This is a genomic window from Microbacterium sp. PF5, from assembly GCF_004794315.1.
GTDB classification, from domain to species: domain Bacteria; phylum Actinomycetota; class Actinomycetes; order Actinomycetales; family Microbacteriaceae; genus Microbacterium; species Microbacterium sufflavum.
Map to the genome: position 1 here is coordinate 21,097 of NZ_SSDQ01000093.1, position 20,383 is coordinate 41,479.

19 protein-coding genes are annotated in these 20,383 nt (G+C 72.5%); 11 read left to right on the forward strand and 8 right to left on the reverse strand.

Annotated features, from left to right (window positions below):
* Positions 1 to 18: 18 nt before the first annotated feature.
* The 8 genes from DW297_RS07380 to DW297_RS07415 form a co-directional block, all read right to left on the reverse strand.
* Entirely contained in the window at positions 19 to 831 is an 813-nt protein-coding gene (locus tag DW297_RS07380; RefSeq protein ID WP_136030913.1) for a serine hydrolase, read from the reverse strand.
* Complete coding sequence (locus DW297_RS07385) at positions 828 to 1,664, reverse strand: serine hydrolase (RefSeq protein WP_136030915.1); 837 nt, start codon at positions 1,662 to 1,664, stop codon at positions 828 to 830. The genes DW297_RS07380 and DW297_RS07385 overlap by 4 nt, the downstream gene beginning before the upstream one ends.
* Positions 1,661 to 2,638, reverse strand: coding sequence for a S66 peptidase family protein (locus DW297_RS07390; protein ID WP_240744545.1), 978 nt, complete (start codon positions 2,636 to 2,638; stop codon positions 1,661 to 1,663). Before DW297_RS07390 ends, DW297_RS07385 begins: the two co-directional genes overlap by 4 nt.
* On the reverse strand, positions 2,635 to 4,284 hold the full coding sequence (locus DW297_RS07395; RefSeq protein WP_136030917.1) for an ATP-binding cassette domain-containing protein: 1,650 nt from the start codon (positions 4,282 to 4,284) through the stop codon (positions 2,635 to 2,637). The genes DW297_RS07390 and DW297_RS07395 overlap by 4 nt, the downstream gene beginning before the upstream one ends.
* A gap of 1 nt (position 4,285) precedes the next feature.
* Positions 4,286 to 5,200, reverse strand: a complete 915-nt coding sequence (locus DW297_RS07400) for an ABC transporter permease (protein ID WP_136030919.1) — start codon at positions 5,198 to 5,200, stop codon at positions 4,286 to 4,288.
* A complete protein-coding gene (locus DW297_RS07405) occupies positions 5,197 to 6,240 on the reverse strand; it encodes an ABC transporter permease (protein ID WP_136030921.1) in 1,044 nt (347 codons plus the stop codon). The genes DW297_RS07400 and DW297_RS07405 overlap by 4 nt, the downstream gene beginning before the upstream one ends.
* A 72-nt stretch (positions 6,241 to 6,312) precedes the next feature.
* The gene (locus DW297_RS07410; RefSeq protein ID WP_240744546.1) at positions 6,313 to 8,118 is read right to left on the reverse strand and encodes an ABC transporter substrate-binding protein; all 1,806 of its coding nucleotides are present in this window, start codon (positions 8,116 to 8,118) and stop codon (positions 6,313 to 6,315) included.
* A 316-nt stretch (positions 8,119 to 8,434) separates the two neighbouring features.
* A complete protein-coding gene (locus tag DW297_RS07415) occupies positions 8,435 to 9,583 on the reverse strand; it encodes a M20/M25/M40 family metallo-hydrolase (RefSeq protein WP_136030925.1) in 1,149 nt (382 codons plus the stop codon).
* Positions 9,584 to 9,675: 92 nt separating this feature from the next.
* On the opposite strand from DW297_RS07415, the gene DW297_RS07420 reads away from it, so the two are divergent.
* From DW297_RS07420 to DW297_RS07470, 11 genes are all read left to right on the forward strand, one after another.
* Positions 9,676 to 10,458 (forward strand): GNAT family N-acetyltransferase, encoded by a 783-nt coding sequence (locus DW297_RS07420; protein WP_136030927.1) that lies wholly within the window; start codon positions 9,676 to 9,678, stop codon positions 10,456 to 10,458.
* Positions 10,455 to 11,141 carry a MurR/RpiR family transcriptional regulator gene (locus DW297_RS07425; protein ID WP_136030929.1) on the forward strand — a complete coding sequence of 229 codons (687 nt, stop codon included), beginning with the start codon at positions 10,455 to 10,457 and terminating at the stop codon, positions 11,139 to 11,141. The genes DW297_RS07420 and DW297_RS07425 overlap by 4 nt, the downstream gene beginning before the upstream one ends.
* Positions 11,138 to 12,286, forward strand: coding sequence for an o-succinylbenzoate synthase (menC, locus tag DW297_RS07430; protein WP_136030931.1), 1,149 nt, complete (start codon positions 11,138 to 11,140; stop codon positions 12,284 to 12,286). Before DW297_RS07425 ends, menC begins: the two co-directional genes overlap by 4 nt.
* A gap of 30 nt (positions 12,287 to 12,316) precedes the next feature.
* Positions 12,317 to 13,207: an aminotransferase class IV gene (locus DW297_RS07435; RefSeq protein WP_136030933.1), complete on the forward strand. Its 891-nt coding sequence runs from the start codon at positions 12,317 to 12,319 to the stop codon at positions 13,205 to 13,207.
* 1 nt (position 13,208) lies between these two features.
* Positions 13,209 to 14,321, forward strand: a complete 1,113-nt coding sequence (locus DW297_RS07440; protein ID WP_240744547.1) for a dipeptidase — start codon at positions 13,209 to 13,211, stop codon at positions 14,319 to 14,321.
* Complete coding sequence (locus tag DW297_RS07445) at positions 14,318 to 15,031, forward strand: type 1 glutamine amidotransferase (protein WP_136030935.1); 714 nt, start codon at positions 14,318 to 14,320, stop codon at positions 15,029 to 15,031. Before DW297_RS07440 ends, DW297_RS07445 begins: the two co-directional genes overlap by 4 nt.
* Complete coding sequence (locus tag DW297_RS07450; protein WP_136030937.1) at positions 15,028 to 16,551, forward strand: serine hydrolase domain-containing protein; 1,524 nt, start codon at positions 15,028 to 15,030, stop codon at positions 16,549 to 16,551. Before DW297_RS07445 ends, DW297_RS07450 begins: the two co-directional genes overlap by 4 nt.
* A gap of 94 nt (positions 16,552 to 16,645) precedes the next feature.
* A complete protein-coding gene (locus DW297_RS07455; protein ID WP_136030939.1) occupies positions 16,646 to 18,265 on the forward strand; it encodes an ABC transporter substrate-binding protein in 1,620 nt (539 codons plus the stop codon).
* A gap of 40 nt (positions 18,266 to 18,305) precedes the next feature.
* The gene (locus DW297_RS07460; protein WP_136030942.1) at positions 18,306 to 19,250 is read left to right on the forward strand and encodes an ABC transporter permease; all 945 of its coding nucleotides are present in this window, start codon (positions 18,306 to 18,308) and stop codon (positions 19,248 to 19,250) included.
* The gene (locus tag DW297_RS07465) at positions 19,247 to 20,059 is read left to right on the forward strand and encodes an ABC transporter permease (protein WP_136030943.1); all 813 of its coding nucleotides are present in this window, start codon (positions 19,247 to 19,249) and stop codon (positions 20,057 to 20,059) included. The genes DW297_RS07460 and DW297_RS07465 overlap by 4 nt, the downstream gene beginning before the upstream one ends.
* Positions 20,056 to 20,383: ATP-binding cassette domain-containing protein (locus DW297_RS07470; RefSeq protein ID WP_136030945.1), on the forward strand; the 328-nt coding region annotated here is incomplete at its 3' end. The genes DW297_RS07465 and DW297_RS07470, both read left to right, overlap by 4 nt.

The window sequence follows — 20,383 nt, forward strand, 5'->3', positions numbered from 1 at the left end:
CTGCGGTGCGAGCGGTGCTCAGTCGGCGAGCGCGGCGTGGATGCCCTCGCCGATCCGGCGCATGGCCGCGAGCACCGGGCCGCGGCCGTCCGCACCGCTGTTCCAGGTGGCCAGCACGGCGTAGGCGATGCGCCGGGTGGGCGACATGACGAGGCCCGCGTCGGCGCGGACCCGCGAGATCGTGCCGGTCTTGTTCAGCAGCCACACGCCGCGGTCGAAACCCCAGTGCGCGAGCGGGTCGAGCTCGAACGCCGAGGCGACCATCGACAGGTCCATGCCGGCACCGAGCCACCGCCGCAGCGTGTCGGCCGACGCGGGCGAGAGATCGGCGCCGTCGGCGAGCCGCGACATGAAGCGCACGAGCTCCGCGGCGTTCGCGTGCGACAGCGTCCGGGGAGCGCCGGGCGGGATCGGCCACCGCACGATGTCGTCGAGCGCGGAGGCGGTGTAGCCGAGCGCCCGGGTGTGCTCCTGCACCACGGGGATGCCGATCACGCGGCCCAGGGTGTTGGTGGCGGCGTTGTCGCTCACCGCGCCGATCAGCGCCGCCACGTCGTACAGCGACAGCTCGTCGGCCTGCAGCAGGTACCACAGCCCCGAGTCCTCGATGGCCTCCACGGGGCGCCGGGTCACGCGCTCCTCCAGCGTGCGGGTGCCCGCGTCGACCTCGGCGAGCAGCCGGTGCAGCAGGAAGATCTTGCCCACGCTCGCGGTGTCCTGCACGGCCTCGGGGTCGTGGCGCAGCAGCACCTCGCCGGTGTCGACGTCCTGCACGAGCACCGACCACACGGTGCCGTTCCCGCTCGGCAGCTCCACGTCGATCGCGCTCATGCGTCCCCTCCGTCGTCGCGCGGGCGTCCGGTCACGTGCGCCCGGATGAGCTCGCCGACCGCGCGCATGCCGTCGAGCACGGGCGCTCGCAGATCGGTGCCCGCGGTCTTCCAGTTCGCCGCGACGGCGTAGGCGACCGCGCCCTCCGGGCCGCGCAGCAGTCCGACGTCCACCCGAGCGAAGCCCACGCTGCCGGTCTTGTGACGCAGCACCAGGCCCTGGTACTCGGCCTCGACGTGCGCGAGGGGGTCGAGCAGGAACGCGTCGGCGGCCATCGACGTGTCGGTGTCGGCGGCCAGCCAGTCCAGCACGCGCGCACTCACGGCGGGGGAGAAGACCTCGCCGGCGCCGAGCCGCCGCATCACGTCGGACAGCTCGGCCGCGGTGCCGAACGACGGCGTCCACGGCAGGTCGGGCGTGCGCTCGTTGCGGATGTAGTCGTGCAGCGCGGTGTCGCGGTAGCCGAGCTCCGGGGCGACCGCGCGGACGGCGTCGAGTCCGCAGAGGTGGAGGAGCGCGTTCGTGGCGAGGTTGTCGCTCACGGCGCCGACGAGGAGTGCCGCGTCGTGCACGGTGACGCGCTGGTCGTGCATCCGGTACAGCAGCCCCGAGTCCTCGACACGGTGCTCGTCGGGGATGTCGATGCGCGCGTCCGCCGCGAGCGTCCCGTCCTCCAGCCGCCGGGCGACCTCGATGAGCAGGAAGATCTTGCCGATGCTCGCGGTCTCGCACTGCACGTCCGGGTCGTGCTCGGCCAGGGTCGCCCCGGTGTCCGCGTCGAGCAGCCGGACGGACCAGGTCGCCCGGGGGTCGAGCGGGGGGAGGGCGATCATGCCGGCAGCCCGACCGTGAGGCGCGGCTCGTCCCCGGTCGCGTCGAGCACCCCGTCCACGCCGAGCGGGATCGTGAGCGCGTGCGGGTCGTGGCCGAAGCCCTGCTCCCACAGCACCGGCACCCCGCGGTCTTGGAACTCGTCGCGCATCAGGGCGTGCACGAGCTCGAGGTCGCCGCACTCGTGCCAGGAGCCCAGCACGATGCCCGAGGCCTGGGCGAGCCGCCCGGCCCGGCGCAGCTGCGTCACGAAGCCGTCCAGCCGGTACGGCTCCTCCGTGATGTCCTCCAGGAACAGGATGCCCGGGGCGGCGACGGCGGCCTCCGGCGCCCCCAGTCCCGCCGCCAGGAGGCTGAGGTTGCCGCCGGTGAAGCGTCCCTCCGCCCGGCCCCGCGTCATGATCTCGGTCTTCGGGCCGATGAGCTCGCGTCCGCGCCAGGGCTCGAACAGCCAGCGCTGCACGTCGTCGCGCACGGTCGGCGAGTCGCGGAACACGTTGTTGCCCGCCATCGGACAGAACAGCGTGGCGACGCCGAGGTGCGCGCGCCAGGTCTCGTGCAGCGCGGTCACGTCGGACGAGCCGGTGAGCAGCTTCGGCCGTCCGTCGCGCCGGAGGGCTCCGCGCCGCATGGCCGCCCAGTCGATGCCGTCGAGCAGCCGCAGGGCGCCGTAGCCGCCGCGGGCCGTGACGACCGCGTCGACCTCGGGGTCCAGCCAGGCGGCCACGAGGTCGGCGCGGCGCAGGTCGTCGGGGCCGGCGAGGTAGGAGGCGCGCGGGTGCGGCGTGAGCACGTGCTCTCCCACCCTCACGTTCAGGCCCCACGACTCGTAGTAGTCGACGGCGCGCTGCGTGTTCTCCTCGTTGCCGGGGCCCGAGGGCGACACGATCGCCACGGTGTCGCCCGGTCGCAGCGGCGCGGAGTCCAGGTAGGGCGAGTCCGTGCCGATCGCGGTGCCCTCCATCGTGTCGGTCATGCGGTCCTCTCCTCGATGCGCGGTGCCGCAGAGAGCAGGTGCCGCGTGTACTCGTGCTGCGGGTTCAGCAGCACCTCCTCCGTGGGGCCGTGTTCCACGATCTGCCCGTGGTACATGACGGCGACCGTGTGGGCGATGTTCCACGCGAGCCCGAGGTCGTGCGTGATGACGAGCGCCGAGAGCCCGAGGCGGCGGCGCAGGTCGAGCAGCAGTCCCAGGATCTCGCCGCGCACCGAGGCGTCGAGCGAGGCGACGGGTTCGTCGGCGATCAGCATCTGCGGCTGCACGGCCAGGGCCCCGGCGATCACGACGCGCTGCCGCTGACCGCCGCTGAGCTCCTGCGGGATCGCGCCGAAGTACTGCTCGGGCGGCGTCAGCTCGGCGTCGGCGAGGCTCTGCGCCACGCGCTCGCGCTCGTCTCCGGGGTAGCGCTGCACGCGCAGGCCCTCGGCGACCGACTCGTACACGCTGTGCTTGGGGTTGAGCGCCGCCCACGGGTCCTGCAGCACCAGCTGCACCTGCGAGCGGAACTGCGCGAGCGCCCGGCCCTTCGCCGCGATCGGAGAGCCCTCGAACAGGATCTGCGACCCCGGGTCGGCGGGCTGCAGTCCCATGAGGGCGCGGGCGAGGGTCGACTTGCCCGAGCCGGACTGGCCGACCAGCGCCACGATCTCGCCGCGCCGCACCGCGAGGTCGACGTCGCGCACCGCGTGCACGGGCCGGCCTCCCGAGCGGTAGGTGACGTTGAGGCCCTTCGCCTCCAGCAGCACCTCGTCGCCGTGGACGATCTCCGGCACGTCGTCGGCGTCGCGTCCGTGCCGGGTCACCGGCGCCATGCGGGAGGCGGGGTCGCCGATGGTGGGGAACGCGTCGGCGAGCTGGCGCGTGTACGCCTGCTCGGGCGTCGTGCACACCGCGTAACTCTCGCCGACCTCGACCAGCTCGCCGTTGCGCATGATCGCGATGCGGTCGCACGCGGTCGCGAGCACCGACAGGTCGTGGCTGATCATCAGCATCGAGATGCCGCGCTCGGCGACCAGCCGGGAGATCATGTCGAGGATCTGCTTCTGCACGATCACGTCGAGCGCGGTGGTGGGCTCGTCCGCGATGATCACCTCGGGGTCGCACGCGAGAGCCATCGCGATCATGACGCGCTGCCGCTGCCCGCCGGAGAGCTCGTGCGGATACGCCTCGCCCTTCTGCGGCGGAAGGTCGACGACGTCGAGCAGCTCGCGCACCCGTTCCTTCCGCGCCTTCTCGGTCTTCCAGCGATCGGAGGCGTGCAGCTCCAGCGCCTCGTTCAGCTGCCATGCGACCGTGCGCACCGGGTTCAGCGAGTGCATCGCGCCCTGGAACACGATGGAGGTCTGCGCCCACCGCACGGCGCGCAGCTGTCCGAACGACAGCGTCGCCACGTCCTGGTCGCCCAGCAGCACGCGTCCGCTGAGTCGGGCGTTGCGGGGGAGCAGGCGCAGCACGCTCATCGCGAGAGTGCTCTTGCCCGACCCCGACTCGCCGGCGATGCCGAGGGTCTGCCCGGCGGGGAGGGTGAGGGAGACGTTGCGCACCGCGGCGACCTCGTCGCGGCCGGAGCGGCCGGAGGTGCGGTAGGTGATGGAGACGTCGTCGAAGATCAGGTCGGGCATCTCAGCGGCTCCTCAGCGTGGGGTTGGTGATGTTCTCGACCGCGCGGCCCATCACGGTGAAGGCCAGCACCACGAGCACGATCGCGATACCGGGCACGAGCACGTACCACCAGTAGCCGCTGGTCGCGGCGGAGACGTCCATCGCGTTCTTCAGGATCGAGCCCCAGGACTGCAGGGTCGTGTCGCCGAGGCCGAGGAACGCCAGCGTCGACTCGGAGATGATCGCGGAGCCGACCGTGAGGGTCGTGTTCGCGAGCACGAGCGGCAGCACCCCGGGCAGCAGGTGCTTGAGGATGATGTGCCAGTGGCCGGCGCCGAGCGCCCGCGAGCGCTCGATGTAGTCGCGCGACTCGACCGACAGCGTCTGCGCGCGCACCACGCGGGCCGTGCCCGCCCAGGAGGTGAGGCCGATGGCGATGATGATCGTCCACACTCCGCGGCTCAGCACCGACGACAGCACGATCGCGAGGATCAGCGACGGCAGCACCAGGAAGAAGTCGATGATGCGCATCATGAGGCCGCCGAAGAAGCCGGTGAAGTGTCCGGCGGCGATGCCGACGAGCGTGCCGATGATCATCGACATCGCGGTGGCGGCGAGGCCGACGAGCAGCGACACCCTGGCGCCCCACACCATGCGCACCCAGATCTCGCGACCCTGGTGGTCGGTGCCCAGCGGGTGCTCCCACGAGGGCGGGGCGAACCGCTGCACGTCGACGAGCTTCGTCACGTCGAGCATGCTCGCGGGGGCGATGACGGGCGCGAAGATCGCGACGAGCGCCACGATGATGAGGAAGACGAGCCCCACCATGCCGGCGCGGTGGTGCGCGAACTCCCGGCAGAAGCCGGTGAAGGCGACGCCGCGGCGGTGCCAGGCCAGGGCGCGGGGCGAACGGATGGTCGGGGATGCCGTGGTCATGCGCGCCTCACCCTCGGGTCGAGCTGACGGTAGATGAGGTCCGCGATGAGGTTCATCACGATGATGATCGTGGAGAACACCACGAAGGTGCCCTGCAGGAGCGGGAGGTCGGGGCCGGAGATCGCCTCGAACGTGAGCTTGCCGAGGCCGGGCCAGGAGAACACCGTCTCCACGGTCACGGCTCCCGCGATCAGGCCGCCGATGTGCATGAACACGAGGGTGACGGTGGGAAGCAGCGCGTTCGGCACGGCGTGGCGGCGGCGCACGAGGTCTTCGCGGAGGCCCTTGGCGCGTGCGGTGGTGAGGTAGTCGGCGCCCATCTCCTCCAGGAGCGAGCTGCGCATCACCATGAGGTACTGCGCGTACACCACGGCGACCATCGTGATCACCGGCAGCACCATGTGCGAGATCACGTCGAGCACGATGCCCACCGGGTCGGTCGGCGGGTTGGGAGACACCATGCCGCCGGTGGGGAACCAGTGCAGCGTGCCGCCGAAGATCATCAGCAGCAGCAGGGCCAGCCAGAACGTCGGCACCGACCAGAACACGAGCGAGGTGCCGGAGACGATGCGGTCGAAGGTGGAGCCGTGCTTCCACGCCGCCTTCTGGCCGAGCCACAGGCCGAGCGCGATCGCGATCACCGCCGCGGTCCCGGTGAGCAGGATCGTGTTCCAGAAGTACTGGCCGATCAGCTCGGACACCGACGTGCGGTAGACGTAGCTCGTGCCGAAGTTGAGGGTGAAGACGTTGCCGAGGTAGTCGAAGAACTGCTGCCACAGCGGCTTGTTCAGGCCGAGCTGCTCACGCAGCTGGTCGGCCTGCTCGGAGCTCATGCCGCGTTCGCGGGCGATCGAGGCGACCGGGTCGCCGGGCAGGATCTTGAAGGCGAAGAATCCGAGGAGGATCACCATCGCGAGGCTGATGGCCGCGCCGCCGAGCTTGCCGAGGATGTACCGGAGGGCGCCGACGCCGGTCGGCTGCTCTTCGGCGGCCGCGCTCGTGGCGATGGCCGAGGTGGAGGGGGGTACCGCGTTGGACATGGGGGTCTCCTTGCTGCGGAGCCGGAGACGTCGCGGGGGCGGGCTACCGCCGCCCGCGACGTCTCGCGGGGCTCATTCGACGTCGGCGATGTTGCGGCGTCGGATCAGGAAGAAGACCAGGGCGCCCACGGCGATCACTCCCACGACGACTCCGCCGATGATGAGGCCCGTGTTGGTGCCCGTGCCGCCGGCCGTCGCGCCCTCGACCGGCTCCACGGTCAGGTAGCCCCAGTAGCCGGCCTGGTTGGCGATGATGCCGCCGTCCTTGGGCTGCAGGGTGAACCCGGTGAAGCGGTCGGAGCGGTACGCCTCGAGCGAGTTGGCGTACCAGGTGGCCACCTGCGCGGTGTCGGTGTAGTTCAGCGCGAGCATGTCGTGCACGATCTCCTGCCGCTTCTCCTCGTCGATCTCGGAGCGCTGCTGGGCGTACATCTCGTCGAACTCGGGGTTGCAGTAGCCGTCCTGCGTGGTGCCGCCGGTGCCGTCGGTCGCGGTCGGCAGGTTCATGCAGGTGTTGATGCCGAGCTGGTAGTCGGGGTCGGGGTTGACCGACCAGCCGCTGAAGTACAGGTCGTAGTCGCCGGACGTGGCCTTCGCGCTGATGGTGTCGGAGTCGGTGGACTCGACCGTGATCTCGATGCCGATGTCCTTCATCCACGGCACGAAGAAGTCGGAGATGGACTGCTCGTTCGCGTCGTCGGCGTCAATCAGCAGGCGCAGCGCGAGACGCTGCCCGTCCTTCTCGCGGATGCCGTCGGCCCCGGGCGTCCAGCCGGCCTCGTCGAGCTTCGCCTGCGCGGCCTCGGGGTCGAAGCCGACGATCACGTCGTCGTCCTCCGACAGGTGCCACTTCGGGAAGGACGCGGGGATGAAGCTCGTCGCCAGCGTGCCCTCGCCGTCGAGCACCTTGTCGAGCAGGGTCGCGGTGTCGGTGCCGAGGCGGATGGCCTGGCGCACCTCGAGCTCCTTGAGCGCGGCGTTGCCGGTGCCGTAGGGGACGTTGTCGCGGGTCTGCTGGCCCACGTTGATGCTGATCGAGTGGTAGCGGCGGCCCTCACCGGAGTGGGTGGTGACGCCGTCGACGCCGTCGAGCGCCTCGAACTGGGTGGGGGTGAGACCGGTGACGAGGTCGACGTCGCCCGCCTTGAGGGCCTGCACCTGCGCGTCGGAGTTCGTGTAGTACACGTACTGGATCGCGTCGATCTTGGGGGCGCCGCGCCAGAAGTTCTCGTTCGCCTTCAGGGTGATGGACTGGTTGGCGGAGTAGCTGTCCAGCACGAACGGGCCGGAGCCGACGACCTCGGAGTCGTTGGCGAACGTGGTCGGGTCGTCGACCTTCTCCCAGATGTGCTTCGGCACGATCGGGATCTCGGAGCCGGGGTTCGGGGCCTGCGGGGTCTTCAGGGTGATGACGACGGTCTTGTCGTCGGGCGTCTCGACCGTGTCAAAGTTCGACACCAGGTTGCCGTTGGCGGTGCCCAGCGCGGGCACCGTGAGCATCTGGTCGTACGTGTACTTCACGTCGGCGGAGGTGATCGGCTCGCCGTCGGACCACACCAGGTCGTCCTGCAGCGTGAAGGTCCAGGTCTGGCCCCCGTCGGTGGCCTCCCACGAGTCCGCCAGACCCTTGGTCGGGGAGCCATCCTCGGCGTCGTTCTGCACGAGCGACTCGTACACGTACCGGATGATGTTGGTCGGCGTGAGGTAGATCGAGATGAACGGGTTGAACGTGTCGACGAACCCGGACGTCGCGATGCGCAGCGTGGTGTCCGATGCGGGGGATTCGGTGGCGGCGCTCGCGGTCTGCGCCTGGGCGGCACCGACCGGCGCGGCGACGAGAAGCGCGGTCGCGATCGCGGCGGCGGTCAGACTTCGCACTGATTTCGAGCGGGGGGCAAGACGCATGGAAGAAGTCCCTTCGGGCGCCGCCCGGATCCACGATGAAGCCGGGTCGGTGGAGACCATGCAAGCGGAAGTCGGGCCCGGGGTCAAGAGATTCGATGCGTATCGCGGAAGAAAAACTGCGGTCGTGGAGAAGACCCCCCGGCGCCGTTTGGGTGTAACACGGCGGAAACACGGGGCTGCCAGGATGCGCACGTGCGGGAACCGCCGAGACGGCGTCGCATCGTCACCGTGGAGATCCGGAACGTATCCTCGCCAGGGGTCCCGGGGCACGCGAACGGGAATCGTATCGTCAGTCCGCGGCGATCGTGAGCACGGCACGCAGGAGCGCGACCCGGTCGTGCAGGGAGGAGCGCAGGAAATGCTCGTCCACCGCGTGTGCGCCCCCGCCCCGTGGCCCGAAGCCGTCGACGGTCGGCAGGCCGAGCCCGCCCAGCAGGTTGGTGTCCCCGGCGCCCGCGGCCGGACGACCCTCGATGCGCTGACCGACACCGGCCGCCGCTTCGGAGATCTGCTCCAGCAGGGCGGCGTCCTGCGCGGAGGCCCGCCAGGCCGGCCGCGCGCTGAGCACCTCCGCCGTCACGGTCGCGCCCTCGCGCACCGGGTGCAGCGCGGCCAGGGCGTCGAGCACCCGGCGTTCGGTCACGGGATCCGTGAAGCGCAGGCCGATCTCGGCCGCCGCCTCCGCCGGCACCACGTTCGTGCGGGCTCCTCCGGCGATCGTGCCGACGTTGCACAGCACCGGACCGGGCAGGGCGGGATCCGCGACGATGCGTCGCACCGCGAGCAGCTGGTCGACGAGTTCGTCCACGGCCGAGATCCCGTGCTCCGGATCGAGGGCGGCGTGGGCGGCGCGCCCGGTGACCGAGAGGCGCACCCGCGCGCTGCCGCGACGGCCGACCTTGAGGGCGCCGTCGGGGTGCGGCGACTCGAAGCCGATCGCCGCCGCGGCCCCGCGCGCGCGTGCGGCCAGCAGCGGCCCGGACACGGGGGAGCCGATCTCCTCGTCGCACACGAGCACCACCCGCACGGCCCGGCGCCGCTCGACCGCGAGCGGCTGGAGGGTGCGCAGAGCCTCGAGCATCACCGCGATCCCGGCCTTCATGTCGTAGGCGCCCGGTCCGCGGACGACGTCGCCGTCCTCCACCCAGGGCACCTCCCCGTCGAGGGCGCCGACGGGCCACACGGTGTCGGTGTGCCCGATGAACAGGAGCGGATCGCCCGTGCCCGGCACGTCGATCACCAGGTCGGTCCCGGCGCTCGTGGGCTCGCGGCGGACAGTGCCGCCGATGGCCTCGAAGCGGGCGCTCAGGACGTCGGCGATGCGGGCGCTGGCGGCGGTGTCGCGGCTCGGCGACTCGATCGACACGAGCTCGCGCACGAGTGCGATGATGTCGTCAGAAGAGTGGTCCGCGTGCTGCGCCGCCGGAGAAGTGGTCACAGTTACGAACCGTATCTGCCTCTTGATCCCCGTGCAAGCCGCCGATAACATCGCTCAGAGCAGCAGGACTCTTCAATCTTAGGAAACGTATCGTGCCTCATTTCTCCGTGGCCGCTGACGCGGGCATCGGCTACGGCTGTCGGGAGCTGACCCAGTACACCGAGTTCCGAGAGGCCGCGGCGCTGTACGCCAGGGTGTTCGCCTACACCGAGAGCGAGTACGCGCTGAACGCCAACCTGCTCACCGCGCTCGCCCGCAACGGCGGTTCGGCGATCGGGGCCTTCGCCGACGACGGCGCGCTCATCGGATTCGCCTACGGCTTCGCCGGGTGCGACACCGACGGCACGCTGTTCCACTACTCGCAGGCGGCCGCCGTCGAGGCCGCCCAGCAGGGCCGCGGCGTCGGTCAGGCCCTCAAGCTCGCGCAGCGCGCGGTCGCCCTCCGGTGGGGGCAGCGCACCATGCGCTGGACCTTCGACCCGCTGCTGTCGCGCAACGCGCACTTCAACCTCAGCTCGCTCGGCGCCGTCGGCATCGCGTTCGAGCGCGACTACTACGCGCGCCCCGACACCGACCGGCTCGTGGTCTCGTGGGACCTCACCGCCGCCGCGCCGTCTCCGCGTGCCACGCCGCCGTCCGCCCCGGCGCTCGGGCCGGACGACTGGGGTCGCGCGGTCGCCGCACCGGACGGCACCTGGATCGCGATCCCCGTGCACCCCGGCCGCCTGAGCCCGGCCGAGCGCGAGGCGCTGCGCCGCGACCTCGAGCGCAGCATGACCGGGGTGTTCCACCGCGGGGAGGTCCTGGTGGCGGCGACGCGCCTCGACGATCAGACGGCGGTCTACCGCGCGACACCAGGGGAGGGCCCGGCATGAGCGACCACCACCACGAGGACCGCGACCTCGTCTCACCGCGCGACCGCTTCGGCGAGCGCATCCGCACCAACCAGTCGGCCGAGAGCATCCAGGCACGCATCATCGAGACCGAGCAGCGCACCCTCGCGCAGACGTTCGAGGAGCTCAGCCGCTCGGCGCAGGTGCCGCAGGCGGCCGCGCTCCTGCTCGGCGCCCGCCGTCGCTACGTCGCGGGCGAGGGCAAGGCCGCCGCGTACGCGCAGCTGCTCACCGCCGATCTCTCCGCCACGCTGTCCAACGTGTTCCTCGTGGACGGGCACGCACTGCAGCCGCTCACCGTGCTGACCGATGTGCGCGCCTCCGACGTGCTGATCGCGTTCTCCCTGCGGCGCTACCGCGAGGAGACCGTGCGGCTCGGACGGCTGTTCCACGAGGCGGGCGGACAGCTCGTCGTGATCACCGACAGCGAGGACGCGCCGCTGGCACCGATCGCCACGTCGCTCATCCGCGTGCGCACCGGGTCGGCGTCGTACGCCGACTCGCCGACCCCGGTCGCGGCGGTCTGCCACCTGCTCAGCGCCCTGACCACGGCGAGCGCGAAGGGTGCGCGTCGCCGCCTGGCCGAGCGCGACCGGCTCGTGGCGCGCCTCGGCCTCTACGGCCCGGAGCAGCCGCGGCCGCGCAGCGAGGAGGGCGGCGCGTGAAGATCGACCGCATCCGCCTGTTCACGCTGCGCCAGCCGCTGCGGCACAGCTTCGAGACCAGCTCGCACCGCAAGTCCGGCATCGAGCACATCCTCGTCGAGGTCACCGACACGGACGGGCGCACCGGCTGGGGGGAGATCGCGTCCCCGAGCGACCCCTACTTCGGCGCGGAGACCACGGTGACCGCGTGGGAGATCGCCACGCGGTACCTGGTCCCCGCCCTGCTCGGAGCGACCGGCGACGACCCGGCCGACCTGGAGTCGACGTGGTCGCGCGTGCGCGGACACGAGTTCGCGAAGGCGGGATTCTCCGGCGCGGTGTGGGACCTGTACGCCCGCACGCACGGCATCGCGCTCGCCGCGGCGCTCGGCGGCACCAGGGACGAGGTGGTCGCGGGGGTCTCGCTCGGCATCGAACCGTCGATCGACGAGCTCCTCGCGCAGGTCGAGCTGCAGCGCGCGGCCGGCTACCCGCGGGTCAAGCTCAAGATCGCGCCGGGGTGGGACGTGGAGCCCGTGCGGGCCGTGCGCGCCGCCCACCCCGACCTCGATCTCCACGTCGACGCCAACGGCGCCTACCCGGACGACGACGAGGCGGCCGCGGTGTTCGCGCGCCTCGACCGCGAGGGGCTCACCATGATCGAGCAGCCGTTCGGCCCCCACGAACTGGTGGCCCACGCGGAACTGCAGGCGCGCCTCGACACGGACGTGTGCCTGGACGAGTCGGTCGTGGCGCTCGGCGACCTGCGCGCCATGATCCGTCTGGGCGCCGGGCGCATCCTCAACATCAAGGTCTCGCGGATGGGCGGGCTCGGGGTGGCACGCGCCGCGCACGACATCGCGCTCGACGCCGGCATCCCCGTGTGGTGCGGCGGCATGCACGAGTTCGGCGTCGGCAGGGCCGCGAACGTCGCGGTGTCGTCGTTGCCCGGCTTCCTGCTGCCCTCCGACGTGTCCGGATCGGACAAGTACTACGAGAGCGACATCATCGAGCCGCCCGTCACCGCTCAGGCGGGGCGTGTGCGGGTGCCGACCGGGCCCGGCCTCGGCCATGAGGTGCAGGTGGCGCGCATCGAGCGCGACGCCGCGCGGGTGTACGACTCCGCGGCGTCCGACGTGCGCGACACCACCCTCACGCTCGGCTGACGGCCCCGGACCGCTGCGAGGAGTGGACCCATGCGCGCACTGCTGCTGTACCGGCTGGAGCTGTCCCCGGACACCGACCCCGCGGACGCCGTCGTCGAGGTGGACCCCGCGACCCCGATCATCCGCGCCACCGACCTGGGGGTGACCCGAGGGGACGGCGTGTTCGAGACCGCGGCCGTGCGCCACGGCGTGCCCCAGGCGCTGGAGGCGCACCTGCACCGGCTGGAACGGTCGGCTGCGCTGCTCGAGCTGCCGGCGCCGTCGCTCGACCGCTGGCGCACGGCCGTGCGCAGGGCGGCCGCCGCGGTGTCGCGACCCGGGGTGCTGCGCGACGGCGAGATCGCCTCGATCAAGTTCGCCATGACCCGCGGCGACGAGCTCGACCACGCGGGACCCACCGGCTGGGTGCTCGGCTTCGCGGGCGCCGACCCCTCGACCGTGCGCGCCGCGGGGGTCACCGCGGTGGTGCTCGACCGCGGGTACCGGCACGACGTGATGCACACGGCGCCCTGGCTGCTGCAGGGCGCGAAGTCGCTCGCCTACGCGGTCAACCAGGCGGCGCTGCGGGAGGCGGCACGCCGCGGTGCGGACGACGTGGTGTTCGTCAGCGCAGACGGGTTCGTGCTGGAGGGGCCGCGGTCGACCCTGATCGCCCGCATCGACGACACCCTGGTCACCCCGCCGCCGGAGTTCGGCGTGCTGCCGGGCACCACCCAGGGGGATGTGTTCGCGGGGCTCGCCGACCGCCGCACCGCGATCGTGCCCGTGACGCGGGAGGATCTGCGGCGGGCGGATGCCCTGTGGCTGTGCTCCAGCACGCGCGGTGCGGTGCCGGTGCGCGCCCTCGACGGCGCGGCCCTGGCGATCGACCATGAGCTCACCGCGCGGATGAACGCGGTGCTGGATGCACGGGAGGACTGACATGACCGGCGACGGACGGACTCTGGACGGGGTGTTCGACGGGCACAACGACCTGGCCTGGGCGAGCAGGACGCTGCTCGGGTACCGGGTGGACGAGCTGGCCGGGCCGGTGGCGGCCACTCAGACCGACCTTCCGCGGCTGGATGCCGGGGGCGTGGCGGCCCAGTTCTGGTCGGTGTGGGTCGACCCGGTGCTGGAGGGTGCGGAGCAGGTGGTGGCGACGCTGGAGCAGATCGACTTCGTGCACCGGCTGGTGGACGCCCACCCCGATCGGCTCGCCTTCGCCCGGACCGCGGCGGACGTCAGGGCGGCGATGGCCGAGGGGCGCATCGCCTCGCTGATCGGCATCGAGGGCGGCGACCAGCTCGGCGGCTCGCTCGCGGCGCTGCGCCAGTTCGCGCGGCTCGGTGCGCGCTACCTGACTCTGACGTGGTCGCGCACGATCGCCTGGGCGGATTCCGCGACCGACGAGGAGCGCCACGGCGGACTGACGGAGTTCGGGCGGGAGGTCGTGCGCGAGCTGAACCGCATCGGCGTGCTGGTCGACCTGTCCCACGTGGCGCCGAGCACGATGCGCGACGCGCTCGCGATCACCACGCGGCCCGTGATCGTGAGCCACTCCGGAGCGCGCGCGCTGTGCGACCACCCGCGCAACGTGCCGGACGACGTGCTCGCGGCCATCGGTGCGCAGGGCGGCGTGGTGATGGTGCCGTTTGTGCCGACGTTCCTGTCGCAGGCCAGACGCGACTGGTGGGAGGCGGGCGGTGCGGGCGAGGCCCCGGCGGTCGGGGTGAGCGACGCGGCCGATCACCTCGACCACGTCCGGCGCGTCGCGGGTGCGCACGCGGTCGGTATCGGCGCGGACTACGACGGTTCCGACGCGATGCCCGACGGTCTCGGCGACGTCTCGTGCTACCCGGCTCTGTTCGCCGAGCTCCGGCGACGCGGCTGGTCGGAGGAGGACCTGGCCGCGGCCGCCCACGAGAACGTGCTGCGCGTGCTCGCCGCCTCCGACCCCGACCACGAGGCGTTCCTCGCCGGCCGCGCGGGGTCACCGGCCCCCGCGGCGCTGGTGCCCGCGGTCGACACCACCGCGCGAGAAGGGGCGGAATGAGCGCCCGTGTGCTCGTAATCGTGAACTCCGCCAGCTCGGGCCCGCGACGTCTGGGTGCGTGGCTCACGGAGCGCGGCCTCGACGTCCACCCGGTCGTGGGAGCGCAGGAGCCGCTGCCGACCTCGCTCGACGGCTACGCGGGGCTCGTGCTCCTCGGCGGGGGACTCATGCCCGACGACGACGACCGCGCGCCGTGGCTGGCGGCCGAGCGCGCGCTCGCCGCCGAGGCGATCGCCCGCGACTTTCCGACACTCGGCATCTGCCTCGGCGGTCAGCTGCTCGCGCACGTGGCGGGGGGCGAGGTGCGGGCCAAGACCGGGCCGGTCGAACGCGGGGCCACGCCCATCCAGCCCACGGACGCGGGGCGCGAGGACGCGGTGTTCGCCGCCCTCGGTGACGAGGCCCCCATGATCGAGAACCATCAGGACATGATCACGGCTCTCCCGCCCGCGGCCGTGCTGATGGCCTCCAGCGCGGCGGTCGAGAACCAGGCCTTCCGGCTGGGTGCGCACGTGCGCGGCGTGCAGTTCCACCCCGAGGCGTCCGCCGCCGACCTGGAGCGCTGGGACGACGCGGCGCTGCGTGGCGAGGGACGGTCGCTGCCGGCCCTGATCGCGGAGGCCGAACGCGTGCACGACCACAACACCGCCGCGAGCCGCGCGCTCATCGAGGCCTTCGCCGACGAGGTGCGCGCCGGGGTCTCGGCATGACGTCCCCCGGGCCCCGCGGGCCGGCGGAGGCGACGGACGAGGGCGTCCTCCGGCTCGGGCTGGACGACGACGCGCGGCGCGGGGCCCCCGCGGCCGTCGCGGCGGTGTGCGACCGGGGCACGGTGCGGGCGGTCGCGGTGCACGGACACCCGCACGGCGACGGGCGCCCGACCACACGCGACACCGTGTTCCGCATCGCCTCGATGTCGAAGAGCTTCCTCGCCGCGACGGTCCTGGTGCTGCGCGACCGCGGACTGCTCGACCTGCACGCGCCGATCACCACGTCGGTACCGGGCGTGCGACTGCTCCACGACGGCCGGGAGTGCACGGTGACGGGGGAGCAGCTGCTGTCGAACCGCTCGGGGCTGGGAGAGGACAACGCCTGGGTCGACCGTCACCTCGGCGCCGGCCGGGAGGAGCTCGCGGCGCTGTTCGCGTCGGGCCTGCCGCTCGCCGCGGTCCCCGGCACCGTGTATCAGTACTCCAACCTCGGGCAGTCGCTGCTCGGGCGGGCGGTCGAGGCCGTGACCGGGAGAGCGGTGGAGGACGTGGTGCGCGAGGTGCTCCTGGAGCCGCTCGGGCTGCACCGCACCGCGCACACCCCCGACGCGTTCCCCGACGACGAGCGGGCGCACGGCTTCCGCACGTTCGACGGCGGGGAGACCTTCCGCCCCGAGCCGTTCGTGGGGGCGGGGGCGCTCGGGTGCATCGGCAGCATGGTCAGCACGGTGGACGACATCGCGACGTGGATGTGGTTCCTCGGCTCGGCGTTCACGGATGAGCCCGTGGCGCCGGAGGTGCTCTCACCCGCGTCACGCAGGGAGCTGCAGCAGCCGCGCACGCCCATCCCCGGGCCGCCAGGGGCGTTCCCCGGACACGAGCTCGCCGCCGCCGGCTACGGCTACGGGCTGGTCGTCGAGGAGGATCGACGGTTCGGGCGGATCGTGCAGCATTCGGGCGGGCTGCCCGGGTTCTCGTCGCACATGCGGTGGCACGCCGCGACCGGGCTCGGCGTGGTCGCCTTCGGCAACTCGGATGACTTCGCGGCGCGGCGCGTGGCCGGCGTCGCACTGGACGAGCTCCTCGCGGGCACGGGGGCGCCGTCGGCCGTGGTGCGACCGTGGCGGGAGACCGTGGCGGCGGCGCAGGCCATCGATGCGGCGATCCGTGAGGGCCGGTCCGCCTCCGCGTATCCCGTCCTCGCGGATCACGTGCTGGCCGACGTGCCCGCGGATGTGCGGGATGCGCGGCTGGGCGCCCAGCTCGAGGAGGTCGGCGGACTCGTGCCGGAGCAGGCGCCGTTCGCGGAGCGTGTGGTCGCCGCCGGGAGCGAGGCCGAGCTGCGCTGGCGGATCGCGGGAGTGCGGGCCGATCTGCGCGTCGAGGTGCGGATGATCGGGCTGCCCGAGCCGCGGATACAGGGGCTGTCGGTCGTGGTCGTGCCGACGGGGGAGTCGCGGTCGGAGGGGGAGCAGCCGGGCCCGGCCGACCGCCACCGCCTCGTGCTCCCCGCGCTCTGACCTCCGGCGCACGAGGGCCGCGGTCACAGATCGACCCCGTCCAAAAATCGGTTCTAGGATGGATCCATCCCACCCGATCGTTCTGAGGACCGTCATGCCCGCCACCCCCGTGCGTCGTCTCCTGCCCGCCGCCGCGCTCGCCGCCGTCACCGCCCTGGTGCTCGCCGCGTGCGCCGGTCCCTCCACCGATGCCGACGGCGAGGTGGGCGATGAGCTCGTCTGGTCGATCGAGGGCGCGAACCTCTCCGCAGGGCACATGGATCCGCAGGTCAGCCAGCTCGACGTCTCCGGCATGGTGCAGCGCGCCGTGCTCGACTCGCTCGTGTTCCAGGAGGAGGACGGCAGCTTCAGCCCGTGGCTGGCGACGGAGTGGGAGGTGTCGGACGACAGCACCGAGTACACCTTCACGCTTCGCGACGACGTGACCTTCACCGACGGCGAGCCGTTCGACGCCGAGGCCGTGAAGGCGAACTTCGACCGCATCGTCGACCCGAAGACCAAGTCCGCGCAGGCGGCCAGCATGATTGGCGCCGACTTCTACGAAGGCACGGAGGTCGTCGACGAGCACACCGTGAAGGTCACGTTCACGCAGCCGTACGCCCCGTTCCTGCAGGCCGCCAGCACGCCGCAGCTGGGCTTCTACTCGCCCGCGGTGCTGAAGGAGTCCGCGGCGAAGCTGAAGGCCGGGGGCCCGGGCGTCACCGTGGGCACCGGTCCCTTCGAGCTCACCGAGTACACGCCCGATCAGGAGCTCGTGTACACGCGCAACGACGACTACGCCTGGGGGCCGCACGGGGAGAAGGCGCCGTCGTTCCAGACGCTGCGCGTGGAGATCCAGCCCGAGGCCGCCGTGCGCAGCGGCGTCGTGCGCAGCAGCGAGGCCGACCTCGCCAGCGACATCCCGCCGAACCTGGTCGAGGAGCTCGGCGACGGCGTCACGGTCGACTCGGTCGAGTACCCCGGCCTGCCCTACTCGCTGTACCTGAACGAGAAGTACGGCGTATTCGCCGACGAGAAGGTGCGCCAGGCGTTCGCGCGGGGCATCGACATCGACGCCGCCGTGGAGGAGATCTACTTCGGCCAGTTCCCGCGGGCGTGGAGCATCCTCGGCTCGACGACGCCCGGGTACGACGCGGCGCTGGAGGGCACCTGGCCGTACGACCAGGACGCCGCGAACGCGCTCCTCGACGAGGCCGGGTGGACCGAGCGCGACGCCGACGGCATCCGCATGAAGGACGGCGCGCGCCTCTCGGTGCGCTGGATCGCGTGGACCCCGGTGCCCGACGACCAGGCCGCGCTCGCGAACGCCATCCAGTCCGACCTCAAGGCGATCGGCTTCGAGGTGCAGCGCGAGGTGCTGGAGCCGGGCGCCTACAACGCGCAGTACGAGCCGAAGACGTTCGACCTCACGGACTGGGGCTTCTCGGGCGTGGACGCCGACTTCCTGCGCAACCACCTGCACAGCGAGGGCTTCCAGAACGCCTCGCAGGTCACCGACCCCCAGATCGACGCGCTGCTGGAGCAGGCGGTCTCCTCGAGCGACCAGGACACCCGCAACGCCCTGTACGCGCAGCTGCAGGAGTGGAACGCCACGTACACCGCGATCGTGCCGCTCTACAGCCCGTCCGCGATCACGGCGGTCGGCGAGCGCGTGAACGGCCTGCAGTACGACCTGTACGGCCGGCCGCTGTTCTACGATGTGACCCTCGGCTGAGTCCGCTCAGCCGCCGGGACGAGGGAAGCAGGACGCAACGGTGAAGGCTGCCCTGCCGCGGATCGCCGGCCTCCTCGCGACCGTAGTGGTGGTGCTGTGGGGCGCCGCCACCCTCGCGTTCCTCGCCTTCCGGCTCATCCCCGGCGACCCGGTCTCGGTGATGCTCGGCCCGCAGGCGCAGGTGAGCGATGAGGTGAAGGACGGCATCCGCGCCGAGCTCGGGCTCGACCGGCCCGTCCTGGAGCAGTACGCGTCGTTCATCGGGCAGCTCGCCCGGGGCGACCTGGGCGAGTCGTATCAGCTGCGGCTGCCGGTGACCGAGGTGATCGGCCGACAGCTCGGGGCGACCCTGCAGCTGTCCGCGCTGGCCCTGGCGATCGCCGTGGTGCTCGCGCTCGCCGTGACCGTGCTGGTGCGCGGACGGACGGCGCGCGCGGTGGCCGCGGCGGTCGAGCTGGTCGTGCTGTCCTCGCCGGTGTTCTGGATCGGGCTCGTGCTGCTGAGCGTCTTCGCGTTCGGTCTGGGGTGGTTCCCGGTGTCGGGCGCCCGCAACCCTGCGACCCTCGTGCTCCCCGCGGTCACGCTCGCGCTGCCGGTGGCGGCCCTGCTGAGCCAGGTGCTGCGCGACGCGCTCGTGCAGGCCGAGCGGATGCCGTTCGCCGAGACGGTCCGCGCGCGGGGGGCGAGCCCGTCGTGGTTCACGCTGCGGCACGGACTCCGTCACGGTGCGGCCTCGGGCATCACGCTGGCCGCCTACCTCACGGGCTCGGTGCTGGGCGGCGCGGTGCTGGTGGAGACGGTGTTCGCGCGGCCGGGGCTGGGGCGCGTGACCCTCGCGGCGATCAGCGACCGCGACCTCCCCGTCATCACCGGCATCATCCTGCTGAGCGCCGTCGTGTTCGTGGCGGTGAACCTCGTGGTCGAGCTCGTGCATCCGCTGATCGACCCCCGGGTGCGGGCCGCAGCGGCCGGAGGCGCCCGATGAGCCGCGGTCAGCGGGCGGCGCTGTGGTCGGCGGTCGCGGTGCTCGCGGTGATCGCGGTCGCGGCGGTGTGGCCCGACCTCCTCGCCCCGCAGGACCCGCTGCAGACCGACGTGCGTTCGGCCCTGCTGCCGCCCAGCCCCGAGCACCTGTTCGGCACCGACCAGAGCGGACGCGACGTGTACGCGCGCGTGGTGCACGGGGCCGGGCGGTCGCTGGGCATCGGGCTCCTCGCGACCGGCATCGCGGTCGTCGTCGGGCTGCTCGTCGGCGCGGTGGCGGGGATGGCGCCGCGGGGCGTGGACCTCACCGTGATGCGGGTCAACGACGTGCTGATGGCGTTCCCCGAGTTCCTGGTGGCGCTCGTGGTGGTCGCGGTGCTGGGCCCGGGACCGGTGAACATTGCGATCGCGGTGACCCTGGCCGCGGTGCCGGTGTACGTGCGCCTGGCCCGGGTGCAGACCAGGACGCTGCGCGTGGCCGAGCACGTAGAGGCCGCGCGCATCCTCGGGGTGCCGCCGCTGCGGGCCTTCACCCGGCACGTCGCCCCCGGGGTGCTGGGCTCGCTCAGCGTGCTCGCGACGATCGGCATCGGATCCAGCATCCTCGCCGCCGCCGGGCTCAGCTTCCTCGGCCTCGGGCCGTCCGAGCCGACCCCGGAGTGGGGGCTGATGCTCGCCGGAGGCCGGAACGTGCTCGGACAGGCGTGGTGGATCTCGGTCTTCCCCGGCATCGCGATCACGCTCTCGGTCGTGTGCGCGACGGTCGTCGGACGGATCCTGCGGGCCAGGGCGGACGGGAGGACGGCATGAGGGCGCTCGAGCTGCGGGGTCTGCGGATCGCGTTCGACGGCACGGCGGTCGTAGACGGCGTCTCCCTGTCGGTCGAGCGCGGCGAGTGCGTCGCGATCGTGGGGGAGTCCGGTGCGGGCAAGACCCTCACCGCCCGCGCTCTGCTCGGGCTCACGCCGCGTGCGGCGACCGTGACCGCGGAGGGGCTCGTGATCGACGGGACGGATGCCGCCGCCCTCGGCGAGCGCGCCTGGCGGCGGCTCCGCGGCGCGCGGATCGGCCTGGTGGCGCAGGACGCGCTGGTCTCGCTCGACCCCCTGCGCCGCATCGGGGCGGAGGTCGCCG

What these genes read in the sequence shown, in the direction of transcription:
- DW297_RS07380 (WP_136030913.1), bottom strand. Translation starts at nt 831, where the DNA reads ATGAGCGCGATCGACGTGGAGCTGCCGAGCGGGAACGGCACCGTGTGG.
- DW297_RS07385 (WP_136030915.1), bottom strand. Translation starts at nt 1,664, where the DNA reads ATGATCGCCCTCCCCCCGCTCGACCCCCGGGCGACCTGGTCCGTCCGG.
- DW297_RS07390 (WP_240744545.1), bottom strand. Translation starts at nt 2,638, where the DNA reads ATGACCGACACGATGGAGGGCACCGCGATCGGCACGGACTCGCCCTAC.
- DW297_RS07395 (WP_136030917.1), bottom strand. Translation starts at nt 4,284, where the DNA reads ATGCCCGACCTGATCTTCGACGACGTCTCCATCACCTACCGCACCTCC.
- DW297_RS07400 (WP_136030919.1), bottom strand. Translation starts at nt 5,200, where the DNA reads ATGACCACGGCATCCCCGACCATCCGTTCGCCCCGCGCCCTGGCCTGG.
- DW297_RS07405 (WP_136030921.1), bottom strand. Translation starts at nt 6,240, where the DNA reads ATGTCCAACGCGGTACCCCCCTCCACCTCGGCCATCGCCACGAGCGCG.
- DW297_RS07425 (WP_136030929.1), top strand. Translation starts at nt 10,455, where the DNA reads ATGAGCGACCACCACCACGAGGACCGCGACCTCGTCTCACCGCGCGAC.
- DW297_RS07435 (WP_136030933.1), top strand. Translation starts at nt 12,317, where the DNA reads ATGCGCGCACTGCTGCTGTACCGGCTGGAGCTGTCCCCGGACACCGAC.
- DW297_RS07440 (WP_240744547.1), top strand. Translation starts at nt 13,209, where the DNA reads ATGACCGGCGACGGACGGACTCTGGACGGGGTGTTCGACGGGCACAAC.
- DW297_RS07445 (WP_136030935.1), top strand. Translation starts at nt 14,318, where the DNA reads ATGAGCGCCCGTGTGCTCGTAATCGTGAACTCCGCCAGCTCGGGCCCG.
- DW297_RS07450 (WP_136030937.1), top strand. Translation starts at nt 15,028, where the DNA reads ATGACGTCCCCCGGGCCCCGCGGGCCGGCGGAGGCGACGGACGAGGGC.
- DW297_RS07455 (WP_136030939.1), top strand. Translation starts at nt 16,646, where the DNA reads ATGCCCGCCACCCCCGTGCGTCGTCTCCTGCCCGCCGCCGCGCTCGCC.
- DW297_RS07465 (WP_136030943.1), top strand. Translation starts at nt 19,247, where the DNA reads ATGAGCCGCGGTCAGCGGGCGGCGCTGTGGTCGGCGGTCGCGGTGCTC.